The organism is Phytohabitans sp. LJ34 (genome assembly GCF_052068095.1).
Taxonomy (GTDB): Bacteria; Actinomycetota; Actinomycetes; order Mycobacteriales; family Micromonosporaceae; genus Phytohabitans.
In genome coordinates, this window is the sequence record NZ_JBQHDG010000036.1 from 14475 (window position 1) to 27844 (window position 13370).

General features: G+C 70.6%; 11 protein-coding genes. 2 read left to right on the plus strand and 9 right to left on the minus strand.

Annotated elements, in window-relative coordinates:
• Window positions 1-28 precede the first annotated feature (28 nt).
• From ACTMTJ_RS42120 to ACTMTJ_RS42130, 3 genes are all read right to left on the minus strand, one after another.
• On the minus strand, window positions 29-2860 hold the full coding sequence (locus ACTMTJ_RS42120) for a vitamin B12-dependent ribonucleotide reductase (protein WP_441224374.1): 2832 nt from the start codon (window positions 2858-2860) through the stop codon (window positions 29-31).
• A gap of 51 nt (window positions 2861-2911) precedes the next feature.
• The gene (nrdR, locus tag ACTMTJ_RS42125) at window positions 2912-3436 is read right to left on the minus strand and encodes a transcriptional regulator NrdR (protein ID WP_441224375.1); all 525 of its coding nucleotides are present in this window, start codon (window positions 3434-3436) and stop codon (window positions 2912-2914) included.
• A gap of 350 nt (window positions 3437-3786) precedes the next feature.
• On the minus strand, window positions 3787-4266 hold the full coding sequence (locus tag ACTMTJ_RS42130) for a LysM peptidoglycan-binding domain-containing protein (protein ID WP_441224376.1): 480 nt from the start codon (window positions 4264-4266) through the stop codon (window positions 3787-3789).
• Between the two features lie 289 nt (window positions 4267-4555).
• Between ACTMTJ_RS42130 and lexA the strand changes: the two genes are divergently transcribed.
• Window positions 4556-5359 carry a transcriptional repressor LexA gene (gene lexA / locus ACTMTJ_RS42135; RefSeq protein ID WP_441224377.1) on the plus strand — a complete coding sequence of 268 codons (804 nt, stop codon included), beginning with the start codon at window positions 4556-4558 and terminating at the stop codon, window positions 5357-5359.
• Between the two features lie 387 nt (window positions 5360-5746).
• On the opposite strand, the gene ACTMTJ_RS42140 is transcribed toward lexA, so the two are convergent.
• Together ACTMTJ_RS42140 and hflX are read right to left on the minus strand one after the other, a co-directional pair.
• Window positions 5747-7267, minus strand: a complete 1521-nt coding sequence (locus ACTMTJ_RS42140; RefSeq protein WP_441224378.1) for a hypothetical protein — start codon at window positions 7265-7267, stop codon at window positions 5747-5749.
• A 50-nt stretch (window positions 7268-7317) separates the two neighbouring features.
• A complete protein-coding gene (gene hflX, locus ACTMTJ_RS42145; protein WP_441224379.1) occupies window positions 7318-8769 on the minus strand; it encodes a GTPase HflX in 1452 nt (483 codons plus the stop codon).
• 95 nt (window positions 8770-8864) lie between these two features.
• On the opposite strand from hflX, the gene ACTMTJ_RS42150 reads away from it, so the two are divergent.
• Window positions 8865-10265: an NAD-dependent malic enzyme gene (locus tag ACTMTJ_RS42150; protein ID WP_441224380.1), complete on the plus strand. Its 1401-nt coding sequence runs from the start codon at window positions 8865-8867 to the stop codon at window positions 10263-10265.
• Between the two features lie 74 nt (window positions 10266-10339).
• Here ACTMTJ_RS42150 and ACTMTJ_RS42155 read toward each other — a convergent pair whose 3' ends face one another.
• The 4 genes from ACTMTJ_RS42155 to ACTMTJ_RS42170 all read right to left on the minus strand — a co-directional run bounded on the left by ACTMTJ_RS42155 (window position 10340) and on the right by ACTMTJ_RS42170 (window position 13289).
• Complete coding sequence (locus ACTMTJ_RS42155) at window positions 10340-10867, minus strand: hypothetical protein (protein ID WP_441224381.1); 528 nt, start codon at window positions 10865-10867, stop codon at window positions 10340-10342.
• 84 nt (window positions 10868-10951) lie between these two features.
• On the minus strand, window positions 10952-11728 hold the full coding sequence (gene dapF / locus ACTMTJ_RS42160) for a diaminopimelate epimerase (RefSeq protein WP_441224382.1): 777 nt from the start codon (window positions 11726-11728) through the stop codon (window positions 10952-10954).
• A gap of 8 nt (window positions 11729-11736) precedes the next feature.
• Complete coding sequence (miaA, locus tag ACTMTJ_RS42165) at window positions 11737-12624, minus strand: tRNA (adenosine(37)-N6)-dimethylallyltransferase MiaA (RefSeq protein WP_441224383.1); 888 nt, start codon at window positions 12622-12624, stop codon at window positions 11737-11739.
• On the minus strand, window positions 12621-13289 hold the full coding sequence (locus tag ACTMTJ_RS42170) for a hypothetical protein (protein WP_441224384.1): 669 nt from the start codon (window positions 13287-13289) through the stop codon (window positions 12621-12623). Before ACTMTJ_RS42170 ends, miaA begins: the two co-directional genes overlap by 4 nt.
• Window positions 13290-13370 lie beyond the last annotated feature (81 nt).

Consider the following 13370-nt stretch of genomic DNA (forward strand, 5'->3'; position numbering starts at 1 on the left):
CCGGGGCGGCCATCACGTCAGAGAGCGATCAGCTACAGCCGCTCGTGGAGCCGCAGCCCTCGCAGACGTAGCAGCTGCCCGCCGGCCGCATCTTGGTGCCGCAGGTGAAGCAGAGCGGCGCGTCGGCCGCCTTGCCGATCACGGCCTCCAGCAGCTCCGTCGACGAGCCCACGTTAGGCGCCGGCTTGGCCGCCGCCACCTCGTCGGAGACGGACGCCGGCGGCGGGACCGGGGCCGACACCGGCGCGGACTGGGCCATGCCGGCCAGGTCGATCGTGCCCTCGGCCTCGGCCGCGATCTGGGCGGCGCGCTCCTTGGCGGTGAAGATGCCCAGCTCGGCCCGGCGCTCGTAGGACAGGAAGTCGAGCGCCAGCCGCCGGAAGATGTAGTCCATCACCGAGGCGGCCATGCGGATGTCCGGGTCGTCGGTCATGCCCGCCGGCTCGAAGCGCATGTTGGTGAACTTGCTGACGAACGTCTCCAGCGGCACGCCGTACTGGAGGCCGATGGAGATCGCCACCGAGAAGGCGTCCATCACGCCGGCCAGCGTCGAGCCCTGCTTGGACATCTTGAGGAAGACCTCGCCGAGGCCGTCGTCCGGGTAGGACGAGGCGGTGAGGTAGCCCTCGGCCCCGCCGACCGAGAACGAGACCGTCTCCGAGGGGCGCTTCTTCGGCAGCCGCTTGCGGATCGGCCGGTACTCGACGACCTTCTCCGGCTCCGCGGTGGCGACCTCCGCCTTCTTCGAGCTCGCCGACAGCGGCTGGCCGACCTTGCAGTTGTCGCGGTAGATGGCGAGCGCCTTGAGGCCGAGCTTCCAGCCCTCGTAGTAGATCTGCTCGACATCCTCGACGGTGGCCGACTCGGGCATGTTGACCGTCTTGGAGATGGCGCCGGAGATGAACGGCTGCACCGCCGCCATCATCCGCACGTGGCCCATCGGCGCGATCGAACGCTCGCCCATCGCGCAGTCGAAGACCCCGTAGTGCTCGGTCTTGAGGCCCGGCGCGTCGACCACGTGGCCGTGCTCGGAGATGTGCTCGACGATCGCCTCGACCTGCTCCTCCGGGTAGCCGAGGGAGCGGAGCGCGCGCGGGACCGTCTGGTTGACGATCTGCATCGAGCCGCCGCCGACCAGCTTCTTGAACTTGACCAGCGCCAGGTCGGGCTCCACACCGGTGGTGTCGCAGTCCATCATCAGGCCGATGGTGCCGGTGGGGGCGAGGACCGAGGCCTGCGAGTTGCGCCAGCCGTTTTTGTCGCCGATCTTGTTGCCCTGGGTCCACTGCTTGGTGGCCTCGCGGACGATCGCGGTGGCCACCGGGTGCGACGGCTTGATCTCGTCGTTGGCGGCCGCGTGCTTGCGCATGACCCGCTTGTGCGGCTCGGCGTTGCGCGCGTATCCCTCGTAGGGGCCCACCACGCCGGCGAGCTCGGCCGAGCGGCGGTAGGCGGTGCCGGTCATCAGCGAGGTGATCGCGCCGGCGACCGCGCGGCCACCCTCGGAGTCGTAGGGCAGGCCGGAGGCCATCAGCAGCGCGCCGAGGTTGGCGTAGCCGATGCCGAGCTGGCGGTAGGCCCGGGTGGTGACCCCGATCTTCTCGGTCGGGAAGTCGGCGAAGCAGATCGAGATGTCCATCGCGGTGATCACGAACTCGACCGACCGCACGAACTTCTCCACCTCGAAGCCACCGTCGGCCCGGAGGAACTTCATGAGGTTGAGCGAGGCGAGGTTGCACGAGGAGTTGTCCAGGTGCAGGTACTCCGAGCAGGGGTTGGACGCGGTGATGCGGCCGGTCTCGGGACAGGTGTGCCAGTCGTTGATCGTGTCGTCGTACTGGAGGCCGGGGTCGGCACACTCCCACGCGGCCTGCGCGATCGTGCCGAAGAGCTTTTTGGCGTCGACGGTCTCCACGACCGAGCCGTCGAGGCGGCCGCGCAGGTCGAAGCTGGCGCCCTCGTCGACCGCGCGCATGAACTCGTCGGAGACGCGGACCGAGTTGTTGGCGTTTTGGTATTGCACGCTGACGATGTCGCGGCCGCCGAGGTCCATGTCGAAGCCCGCGTCGCGGAGGGCGCGGATCTTGTCTTCCTCGCGCGCCTTGGTGACCACGAACTCCTCGATGTCCGGGTGGTCGACGTCGAGGATCACCATCTTGGCCGCGCGCCGCGTGGCGCCGCCCGACTTGATCGTGCCGGCGCTCGCGTCGGCGCCGCGCATGAAGCTGACCGGGCCGGACGCGGTGCCGCCGCTGGAGAGCAGCTCCTTGGACGAGCGGATGCGCGACAGGTTGACGCCGGAGCCGGACCCGCCCTTGAAGATCAGGCCCTCCTCCTTGTACCAGTCGAGGATCGAGTCCATCGAGTCGTCGACGGCGAGGATGAAGCAGGCGCTGACCTGCTGCGGCGACGGCGTGCCCACGTTGAACCAGACCGGCGAGTTGAAGCTGAACACCTGGTGCAGCAGCATCCAGGTCAGCTCGTGCTCGAAGATCTCGGCGTCGGCCGGCGTGGCGAAGTAGCCGTGCTGCTCTCCCGCCGCCCGGTAGGTCTTCACCACCCGGTCGATGAGCTGCTTGAGCGACCATTCCCGCTGCGGCGTCCCGACCGCGCCGCGGAAGTACTTGGTCGTCACGATGTTTGCCGCGTTGACGCTCCAGGAGTCGGGGAACTCGACCCCCCGCTGCTCGAAGTTGATCGAGCCGTCGCGCCAGTTGGTCATCACGACGTCACGACGCTCCCAGGCGACCTCGTCATACGGGTGGACACCCTCGCTCGTCCACACCCGCTCGACCTTCAGCCCCCCGGTCGCGCTACGCGTCGCACGCGTCTTTCCTGCGCTCACGCCTTCCCCCGACATAGTCAATGCCCCCTCGGAACCCAAAACCTTAAAGATCAAAAACCCAGAGCCCTATTGGGTACGCCCGCCGGCCGGCTCTGGCACCGGACTGCGACCGCCGCTCTCCGCTCGACCAGCGCCCTCGCGAGCCGCGGCCGCTGCGCGCAGTGTCGCGATCTCCCGCTCGAAGTCGCCCAGTGACTCGAACGACCGGTAGACGCTCGCGAAGCGCAGGTAAGCCACCTCGTCCAGCTCGCGCAGCGGCCCCAGGATGGCCAGGCCCACGTCGTGGCTGGGGATCTCGGCGGCGCCGCGCGCCCGGACGGTCTCCTCGACCTTCTGCGCGAGGAGCGCGATCGCGTCCTCGTCGACCGGCCGACCCTGACACGCCTTGCGCACGCCACCGATGATCTTCGTCCGGCTGAAGGGCTCGGTCACCCCACTGCGCTTGACAACGGCCAACACCGCCTCCTCGACGGTCGTGAACCGCTTGCCGCACTCGGGACACGCCCGGCGGCGGCGGATCAACTGGCCGTCGTCGGCCTCTCGCGAGTCGACGACCCGGGAGTCGGCGTGCCGACAATACGGACAGCGCATCGACACACCTCCCTTCAGCACCCTCAGGCTAGGCGGCACCTACGACAACTTTTCGCGCACGCTGATACCCAGCCGAGCGCCACGGCCTGTGGACACGGCTGTGTATGACGTGTGGGAAAGCTGTGTGGAGCGAAACCCAACCTGTGGACGACTTACACCCTTGTAACTACTACATCTAGGGGTTCGACGTTAGGCCAGCGGACGCTCTGACGCAAGCTCAACGTCATTCCTGCCGCTTGGTGTCGCCGTGTTGTGGATCTCAGGCCGGTTTCGCCGGTGCGTCGGGGCAGGCCGCGGACACGCGACAGCCCCTCGCGTCGAGCGAGGGTGCGCGCGGAGTGGCCGCTGGGTCAGCTGGGGAGCTTGAGCTCCTGGCCGACGTAGACGGTGTAGTCGTCGAGGCCGTTGAGGCGACGGATCTCCTCGATGACCGCCTGGCGGTCGCCCTTGAGGTGGTGGCGCTCGGCGATCGACCAGAGGGTGTCGTCCTGCTGGACGACCGTCGTGACGGCCGGACCGGACGGGTCGGCGGCACGGGAGGCGGTGGCCGCGAGGGTGACCGCGGTGGCGGCGAGCAGCAGGAAGAGCGCGAACACCACGACCCGCCCGCGGCGGGTGAGGCGCAACCGTGGCTTTGCCGCGCCGCGGGTGCCACCCGCACCTCGGGCGGCGGCGCGCGCGCCGTGGACGGCCGTCGCGGCTCGGGCGGGCACCACGCCGGCCGCGGTCGCCAGCGCCAGCACGCCGGGCAGCGCCGGCGCGGGTGGCCGGGCGAGAGTGGGACGCCTGCGCGTCGCACCCATCGTGGCCTGTGCCTCCATCGTCTGCATAGCGGCCCCCATCGATTGACCCGACCCCTGGTCGAACGGCAGTTCGATCGAACGGACGTACGATGGTCTACCAGAACATCTGTGCGATGTCGAGGCCTGACACACGACACGCCGACACGCAGGTCGTACAGATGTTTGAAACTGGCGAATCTTGCCGTTACGGTGAGTCCACCGATCCGGGGCACCGCGGCACTATCCCCACGAAACACGCGGCCGGCCGGGCGACAAGCTATTGGGTGAGCACCACCGCGCACCGCGACGCACCACCGCGAACAGGGAGGACAGACCCGTGCCCACCGACGAGCGAGGCGGACGGCCAGCGCCGACCCAGCAAAAGAGCACCAAGGGCGCGGCGACGACCGCCGGCACGCGGCGGCGCAGCCCGGCCCGGTCCCGCAGCGCCGACGCGCCCCAGTTGCGCGCCGTCACGCCGGTGGTCAGCTCCTTCCCCGATCTGGTGACGGCCGACCTGACCGCACGGCAGCGGCGGATCCTCGAGTTCATCCGCGACTGGGTGGAGCGCTACGGATACCCGCCGAGCGTGCGCGAGATCGGCGAGGCGGTCGGGCTCGTCTCTCCGTCGAGCGTGGCCTACCAGCTGAAGGAGCTGGAGCGAAAGGGCTTCCTGCGCCGCGACCCCAACCGCCCGCGCGCGGTCGACGTGCGGCCGCCCAGCGAGATGCTCGACGACGAGACCGCCCGCGCGGCGCGCCCCACCCCGGCGTACGTGCCGATGCTGGGCCGCATCGCCGCCGGTGGCCCGATCCTCGCCGAGCAGGCCGTGGAAGACGTCTTCCCGCTGCCGCGCGAGCTGGTCGGCGAGGGCGAGGTCTTCATGCTCCAGGTCAAGGGCGACTCGATGGTCGAGGCGGCGATCTGCGACGGCGACTGGGTGGTCGTGCGCCAGCAGCCGACCGCCAACGCCGGCGAGATCGTGGCCGCGATGATCGAGGGCGAGGCGACCGTGAAGACGTATCGCCGCAAAGACGGCCACGTATGGCTGATGCCACAAAACCCAGCCTTCGACCCGATCCCCGGCGACGACGCCACCATCTTGGGCCGCGTAGTGGCCGTCCTCCGCCGCGTGAAGTGAAGTAAGGCGCCGCGAGGCGACAAAATCCCTGCTTTTGTCGCCTCGCGGGCGGGGTCTGGGGGCCGGCCACCATCGGTGACGCGGCGTCAGCAGGCTCAGGTAAGAACTTCGAGATGTAGGACAGTCAGGGTTGATATGGCGCCCTAACTCTCCAAGATCTCGAATCTTGGGCCGCGCACATGGCGACGGCGATTGCTCAGCGCGACGAAGCCCTTGTTTGCGATCTCGCCGCCTCGCCGCCTGTGCGGCGACAGGCATCGTGGACAACCACCCCTCCACCGCGGGCCGCGCATCCGCCAGGCAAAGGGCTCCACGTTTCCCCGGGGCCCCCGCGCGACGGTCTGGACCACGACGGGACGTCGCGGTAGCTCGGATCTGGGCCTTGGGTCAGTAGGGCTCGTCGGGCGGATACATGCCGCCTTGCGGGCGGCCGTAGACGCCGCCCGACGAGTAGCCGCCGCCGACGACCGGTGGGCTCTCCTGCGGCGCCCGGCCCTGGCCGCCGTAGACGTTGCCCCCGCCACCGCCGCCGTAGACGCTGCCGCCGCCACCGCCGCCGTAGACGCCGCCGGACTTGGGGCGGGCCGAACCATAGGTGGTGCCGGCGGGCTGGTAGTCGTCGTCGGGGCGGCCCGAGTGGTAGCCGTCGTCGTAGCCGCCCGGCCGGCGATCCCAGCTCGCCTCGTCGTATCCGAAGCTCTTGTCGACCGGTGCCGCCGCGGCGACGCCCGTGGCGCCGGGCACGGGCTGGCGGCCCATCGTCGGGCCGGAGGGGTCGTCGCGCGGGCCGAGCCCGCCCTTGAGCGCGGGCGGCGCGCCGGGGGCGCGGCGGCGGGCCCGCATGATGCCGAAGACGCCCGCGCCCACCATGATCGCGCCGACCACGCCGATCGCGCCCACCATGTAGGTGATGTCGCCGATCGTCAGGTCGTCGGTCCACGAACGCTCGCTGGCGCCGCTGGCGCCGCCCTGCACCTCGGCCGCGACCGTGTCCTTCGGCTTGCTCTGCGACGGCGTGTACCGGAGCATGTCGTTGCTGGCGTCTTCGCCAAGGTTGCCCAGGTCGGAGACGGTGACGAAGGTCTTGCCGTCGGCGCTGTAGGTGATCGCCTCGCCGAACTGGTCGCTGTCGAGCGCCGTCGCGCGGGGCTCGCCGGTGGTGAGCGCCTTGACCACGTCACCGCCGGCCACGTCGTACTCGAACGCGTCGGCATACGTGCGCAGGACGACCCGGCTGCCGTCGGGCGAGCGGGCGGCGCCGGTGACGGTGAGCCGGCCGACCGCACCGAACGGGTTGTTGGTCTCCGTCTTGGGCAGGGTGACCTCGCCCACCTTCTTGAGCGGGACAGGCGTGTCGTTGTTGGCCTTGAGCGCCGCCGAAGGGCTGTAGAGCTCGGCCTTGCCCGCCGTCTTGGTGATGATGATCGGCGTGTTGTTGGCGCCGATCAGCAGCGCCTCGGCGTCGAAGTGCTTGCCACCCGGGTAGGACACGCGGTGGAGCACCGGCCGCGACCCGCCGCCGATCGGCATATTCCACAAGGCGACGCTGCTGCGCCGCTCGCTCGCCTCGGGGTTGTCACCCGTGTCGGCGATCCACAGCGTCTTGGCGTCGGGTGAGACCGCGAGGTCTTCGGTGTCGCGGGGGCCGTTGCCGGTGTACTGCACGTTTTTGGTGATGCCGCACTTGCCGTCGAGGTAGAAGACCCGCTTGCGGTTGGACGATTCACTGCTGTCGTTGATCGCGATGTATCCGCTGCTCGTGGTCACCAGACCGGACAGCTCGTCGAGCTTGGAATCCTGGATGGTGCAGATCTTCTTACCAGCCGCCAGAGCGGGCGCCGGGAAGGCGGCGAGACCAGTGCCGACCAGGCCCAGCGCAACCACCACCGAGGACACCAAACGACGCATCAGATCAGTGTCGCACGCCGCGCGCATCCCGTGGGTAACGCTATGTTTCGTCACTCCGCGTGCACAAACGGCGCCAACTCAGCGGCGAGTGCCTGGTCGACCCGCACGTGCAGCTCGGTGCCGCGGTCGGTGTGGCTGGACGAGAGCACCTCGCCCCGTCGATGGATACGGGACACCAGCTCGCCCCGCTCGTACGGCACCACGACCCTCAGCTCCACCGCCGGCACCGGCAGCCGCGCCTCGATCGCCGCACGCAGCTCGTCGATGCCCCGCCCGGTGCGGGCGGAGACGAAGATCGCGTCCGGCCAGGTGCGCTTGAGCCGCAGCAGCGTCTCCTCGTCGGCCGCGTCGACCTTGTTGACCGCGAGCAGCTCGGGCAGCGCGTCGGCGCCCACCTCGGCGAGCACCTCGCGCACCGCGCGCACCTGCTCCTCCGGGTCGGGGTGCGCACCGTCGACCACGTGCACGACGAGGTCGGCCTCGGCCACCTCCTCCAGCGTGGAGCGGAACGCCTCGACGATCTGGTGCGGCAGATGGCGCACGAAGCCGACCGTGTCGGAGAGCGTGTAGACCCGCCCGTCGGGCGTCTCGGCCCGCCGCGTGGTCGGGTCGAGGGTGGCGAAGAGCGCGTCCTCCACCAGCACGCCCGCGCCGGTCAGCCGATTGAGCAGGCTCGACTTGCCGGCGTTGGTGTATCCGGCGATGGCGATGGCGGGGACGGATTTGCGGGCGCGACTGGCGCGCATGGTGCGACGTACCGTGCGCATGCCCTTGATCTCGCGGCGCAGCTTCGAGATGCGGGTGCGGATGCGGCGGCGGTCGGTCTCGAGCTTGGTCTCACCGGGCCCGCGCAGGCCCACGCCGCCGCCGGCGCCGCCACCCCGGCCGCTGCCACCGGTCTGCCGGGAGAGCGCCTCGCCCCAACCACGCAGGCGGGGCAGCAGGTACTCCAGCTGGGCCAGCTCGACCTGCGCCTTGCCCTCCTTGCTCTTGGCGTGCTGGGCGAAGATGTCGAGGATCAGCGCGGTGCGGTCGATCACCTTGACCTTGGTGCGCTGCTCGAGGTTGCGCAGCTGCGACGGGGAGAGCTCGCCGTCACAGATCACCGTGTCGGCGCCGCTCGACTGGACCACCGAGCCCAGCTCGTCGACCTTGCCCCGCCCGATGTACGTGGCCGGGTCGGGCCGCCCGCGCCGCTGGATCACACCTTCGAGCACCTGGGAACCGGCGGTCTCGGCGAGCGCGGCCAGCTCGGTGAGCGAGTTTTCCGCGTCGGTGATCGTGCCTTCGGTCCACACGCCGACGAGCACCACGCGCTCGAGCCGCAGCTGCCTGTACTCCACCTCGGTGACGTCGGCGAGCTCGGTCGACAAGCCGGCGACACGGCGCAGTGCGTGGCGGTCCTCAAGCTCCAGCTCGCCCGTCGTGGCGTCTTCGCTCATGAGAACGACGTCCTGCAAGCTGGTCTCCCTGGTGAGTGTCCGTTTGGTCCGGCCTTCCATGGTGTCACGAGCATCGCTCGAACGCACCTGGGTTAAATGCCCAGTCTCCGCCGGAGTACAAATGGCCTTACCCGTTCAAAGTCGAAAGGGATACTGTGCCCACGACCCGCCTGCCCAGCGCCGGCTTCTCCATCACCGTCCGGGTGAGCGTCACCGCCGACGCATCGGCGATCGGACGGCTGACCATGTGCGTCGGCGAGGCCGGCGCGGTCGTCACCGCACTCGACGTGGTCGACTCCGACCACGTGCGGGTGACCGTAGACATCACCTGTGACACCGCCGACTCCACCCACGCCGACCAGGTGGTCAAGGCGCTCGAGGTGCTGCCCGGCGTCGAGGTGCACAAGGTCTCCGACCGCACGTTCCTGCTCCACCTGGGCGGCAAGATCGAGGTCAACTCGAAGGTCGCGCTTCGCAACCGCGACGAGCTGTCCCGCGCGTACACGCCGGGTGTGGCCCGCGTCTGCCTCGCCATCGCCGAAAACCCGGCCGACGCCCGCCGCCTCACCATCAAGCGCAACACCGTGGCGGTGGTCACCGACGGCACCGCGGTGCTCGGCCTCGGCAACATAGGCCCGGCCGCCGCGCTGCCGGTGATGGAGGGCAAGGCGGCGCTCTTCAAGCGCTTCGGCGGGGTCGACGCGTGGCCGGTCGTGCTCGACACCCAGGACACCGACGAGATCGTGCGCATCGTGAAGGCGATCGCGCCGGCGTACGGCGGCATCAACCTGGAGGACATCGCCGCGCCGCGGTGCTTCGAGATCGAGGAGCGGCTGCGGCAGGAGCTGGACATCCCGGTCTTCCACGACGACCAGCACGGCACCGCGATCGTCGTCCTGGCCGCGCTCACCAACGCGCTGCGCGTCGTGGGCAAGCGCCTCGAAGACGTGCGGGTCGTCGTCTCGGGGGCCGGCGCGGCGGGCACGGCCATCATGAAGCTCCTGCTCCGCCAGGGTGTGGGCGACATCATCGCGTACGACCGCCTCGGCGCCCTCCACCGCGGCATGGCCGACATGAGCCCGTCGTGGCGGTGGCTGGCCGAGCACACCAACTCCGGCGGGTACTCGGGCGACCTGCCCGGCGCGCTTCGCGGCGCGGACGTCTTCATCGGCGTGAGCGCGCCTAACCTGCTGACCGGCGACGACATCGCGGCGATGGCGCCCAACTCGATCGTGTTCGCGCTCGCCAACCCCGACCCCGAGGTCGACCCCCGCGAGGCCCGCAAGCACGCGGCGATCGTGGCCACCGGCCGCTCCGACCAGCCCAACCAGATCAACAACGTGCTCGCCTTCCCCGGCGTCTTCCGCGGCATGCTGGACGCGCACGCCGAGGAGTTCACGGAGGAGATGGCGCTGGCGGCCGCGAGGGCGATCGCCGACGTCGTGGGCGAGGAGAAGATCAACCCCAGCGTGATCGTTCCCAGCGTCTTCGACCCGCGCGTCGCGCCGGCGGTGGCCGCGGCGGTACGGGAGGCCGGGCGTCCCTCTTCGAGCTGAGGCCTATTTGCCCGCGTCCGCTTTTGGTCGCCCGCCGTTGCTCCCGCGGGCTCTAGCTCCGCGGGTGGTCGCGGTTAGGCCGCCGGGCACAGGTTGGACGACTTGCGCTTGGCTATCGCGGCGTCGGCGCCGCTGGCGTACTCGACCAGCGTCTCGCTCGCGGGCTCGTACTGCCACTTGCCGCCGGCCTGGCGTAGCGCGCTGTGCCCCACCTTGTCGCCCTGGCGCCAGGTCAGCTCGACCAGCTCCATGTTCACCGGGCGCACGTCCTGGAGCTCGATCTTCTGCCCCTTCTGGGCCGGGCAGGTCTTGTTGACCTTTTCGAAGTCCTTCTGCCCGACCTGCTTCTTGGCCGACTCCGTCCACAAGCCCCAGGCGCCGGCCCAGTTGCCGTTGGCCAGCATCTCGAACTGCTTGTTGGCGACGTCGAGCGCCTCCTGCACGTTCGGGCCGTTGGGCACCGGGGTGCCCTCCACCGGGGCGGGCGCGGACGCCGAGGGTACGCCGCCGGGCGGGCCGGCGTTGTCGCCCTGCGGGCCGTTGCAGCCGGTGGCGAACGCCAGGACAGCGACACCGAACAGCACACCGCTGGTCCAGCGCATCGGTCGACCTCCGAGATTGATCGCAGTCAGTGGGAGCGTTCCCAAGCGTGCAGTCTGGCACCTCGACCAACATCGATCAAGTGGTCAGAGTGAAAGCTCCCCCGATGCCACGATCACGGCGGGTCCGGCCAGGTGGCACGCGGCGCCGTCGAAGGTGACCGTCAGCCGGCCGCCCGGGACGTCGACCGTCACCTTGCCGGTGTCGCGCCCGGCGTTCGCGAGCGCCACCGCCGCGACGGCCACCGCGCCGGTGCCGCACGAGAGGGTCTCGCCGGAGCCGCGCTCGTGCACGCGCATGCGGACGTGCAGGTCACCGACCGGGACGTAGAACTCGACGTTGACCCCGGCGGGGTAGAACTGCTCGTCGTGCTCCGGCGCCAGGTGCAGGTCGAGCGCGTCGAGCGGCACCGCGGCCGGCAGCGCGCACACAAGGTGGGGGTTGCCGCAGTCGACCGCCACGCCGGGCAGTTGGAGGGCGCCGACGCGAGCGCTGCTCTCCCCGTACACCTTGGGGAGGCCCATGTCGACGCTGATGGTCTCGTCACCGATCACCGCGCGCACGACGCCGGCCCGGGTGTCGATCGGCACCGTGCCGGCCGCCAGGCCGGCGGTGGCGAGGTAACGGGCGAAGACGCGCGCACCGTTGCCGCACATCTCGGCCAGGGAACCGTCCGAGTTCCAGTAGTCCATGAACCACTCGACGCCGGACTGTGCCGAGCGCGCCACGCGCAGCACGCCGTCGCCCCCGATGCCGCGCCGCCGGTCGCACACCGCGGCCACGAACTCGGGTGTGAGCTCGGGCGTGCCCTCCGGCAGGATGACGAAGTCGTTGCCGGTGCCGTGGCCCTTCAGGAATCGCACGCCACCCATCATCCCGCAATCTCCAACGCGGCCTCCACCAGATCCGGGCGCGTGGCGTCGAGCCAGGCGATACGGGGGTCGCGGCGAAACCAGGTGCGCTGCCGCCGTACGAAGCGGCGGGTGGCACGGACGGTCTCGGCGCGGGCCTCCTCGAGGGAGAGCGAGCCGGCGAGGTGGGCGAGCACCTGCTGGTAGCCGAGCGCCCGGCTGGCCGTCCGCCCCTCCCTGAGTCCCCGCTCGGTGAGAAGCAAAGTCTCCGCCACCAGCCCCGCGGCGAACATCACGTCCACCCGCTCCTCCACCCGCGTAGCGAGGTCGGTGCGGTCGACGCCGATCTGCACCGCGTCGTAGTAGGGCTTGGGGTCGGGCAGCGAGGCGGTGAACGGGGCGCCGGTCAGCGCGATCACCTCGAGGGCCCGCACGATGCGCCTCCCGTTCGTGGGGAGGATCTTCGCGGCCGCGGCGGGGTCGGCGGCGCGCAGGCGCTCGTAGAGCGGGCCCGGGCCGCCGGCGGCGAGCGCGGCCTCGAGCGACGCCCGCAGGTCGGCGTCGGTGCCGGGAAACTCGAACTCCTCCAGCACCGCCCGCACGTACAGCCCCGAGCCGCCCACCAGGATCGGCACCCGGCCGCGCGCCCGCACGTCGTCGACGGCCGCGCGGGCCACCCGCTGGTACGCGGCCACGCTCGCCGGCTCGGTCACCTCCCAGATGTCGAGCACGTGGTGCGGCACGCCCTCGCGCTCGTCCGGCGTGAGCTTGGCCGTGCCGATGTCCATCCCGCGGTAGAGCTGCATGGAGTCGGCGTTGACGACCTCGCCGCCGAGCGCGTGGGCGAGCGCGATGCCGAGCGCCGACTTGCCCGCGGCCGTCGGCCCCACCACGGCGATCACAGTCATGCCCGCTCCCACTCCCGCTCCCACGACGCGACGAAGTAGGCCACACCATAGGGCGCGGCCGCGTAGTCGAGGCGCGCCCGCCAGGTGCCGCCCGCCGCGGCCGCCGCCAGCACCTGCCAGGGCGCGCGCCCGGCGACCATCAGCTCCGCGGCGAGCACGGGGTCCAGACCGCGCAGAACGTCCAGGTCCGCGGTGGCCAGGGCCTGTTCGACTGATTCGTCGTACGGGACGGCGCGCGGGTCGTCGTATCCCGGCGCACCCGTGCCGCGGCGGGCCGAACCGTCGCCCAGCGCGAGGAGCGCCCAGGGCTCGTCGGACCCGAGGTCGTCGGCGAGCGCGGCGCATTCCTCGACCGGCGCGGACTCCGCGATCGTGGCGAATCTACGGATGACCGGCGGAACCGGCACGAACGCCCGATTGATCAGCCACGCGCCGACCGACAGGCTGAGCGGCAACGACGGCGGCTCGCCCGGAGGCTCGGGCAGGCCCCATCGGGAAAACGAGACCCGCACCGGAAAGCTATAGTCCATCGTCGATGTGTAACTACCCAGGACCACCAGTGAACGGGCGCCGGAAGCGGCGAGCCGCCGCACCGCCGTGTCACACGCGGCCCGCAGCGGGTCGAGCTCGGGAGCCGCGCCACCGGCGATCTCTGGGACGATCATGGGCGGATGCGGACAGACCGCTGCGGCGACCAATGGCACGGTCACACGGTAGCGGCGACCTAACTGTGTCGTGCGCAAGCC

Bases quoted from the DNA above. Each gene is read 5' to 3' on its own strand.
- ACTMTJ_RS42120 (WP_441224374.1), bottom strand. From the start codon at position 2,860: ATGTCGGGGGAAGGCGTGAGCGCAGGAAAGACGCGTGCGACGCGTAGC.
- nrdR (WP_441224375.1), bottom strand. From the start codon at position 3,436: ATGCGCTGTCCGTATTGTCGGCACGCCGACTCCCGGGTCGTCGACTCG.
- ACTMTJ_RS42130 (WP_441224376.1), bottom strand. From the start codon at position 4,266: ATGCAGACGATGGAGGCACAGGCCACGATGGGTGCGACGCGCAGGCGT.
- ACTMTJ_RS42140 (WP_441224378.1), bottom strand. From the start codon at position 7,267: ATGCGTCGTTTGGTGTCCTCGGTGGTGGTTGCGCTGGGCCTGGTCGGC.
- hflX (WP_441224379.1), bottom strand. From the start codon at position 8,769: ATGGAAGGCCGGACCAAACGGACACTCACCAGGGAGACCAGCTTGCAG.
- ACTMTJ_RS42155 (WP_441224381.1), bottom strand. From the start codon at position 10,867: ATGCGCTGGACCAGCGGTGTGCTGTTCGGTGTCGCTGTCCTGGCGTTC.
- miaA (WP_441224383.1), bottom strand. From the start codon at position 12,624: ATGACTGTGATCGCCGTGGTGGGGCCGACGGCCGCGGGCAAGTCGGCG.
- ACTMTJ_RS42170 (WP_441224384.1), bottom strand. From the start codon at position 13,289: ATGATCGTCCCAGAGATCGCCGGTGGCGCGGCTCCCGAGCTCGACCCG.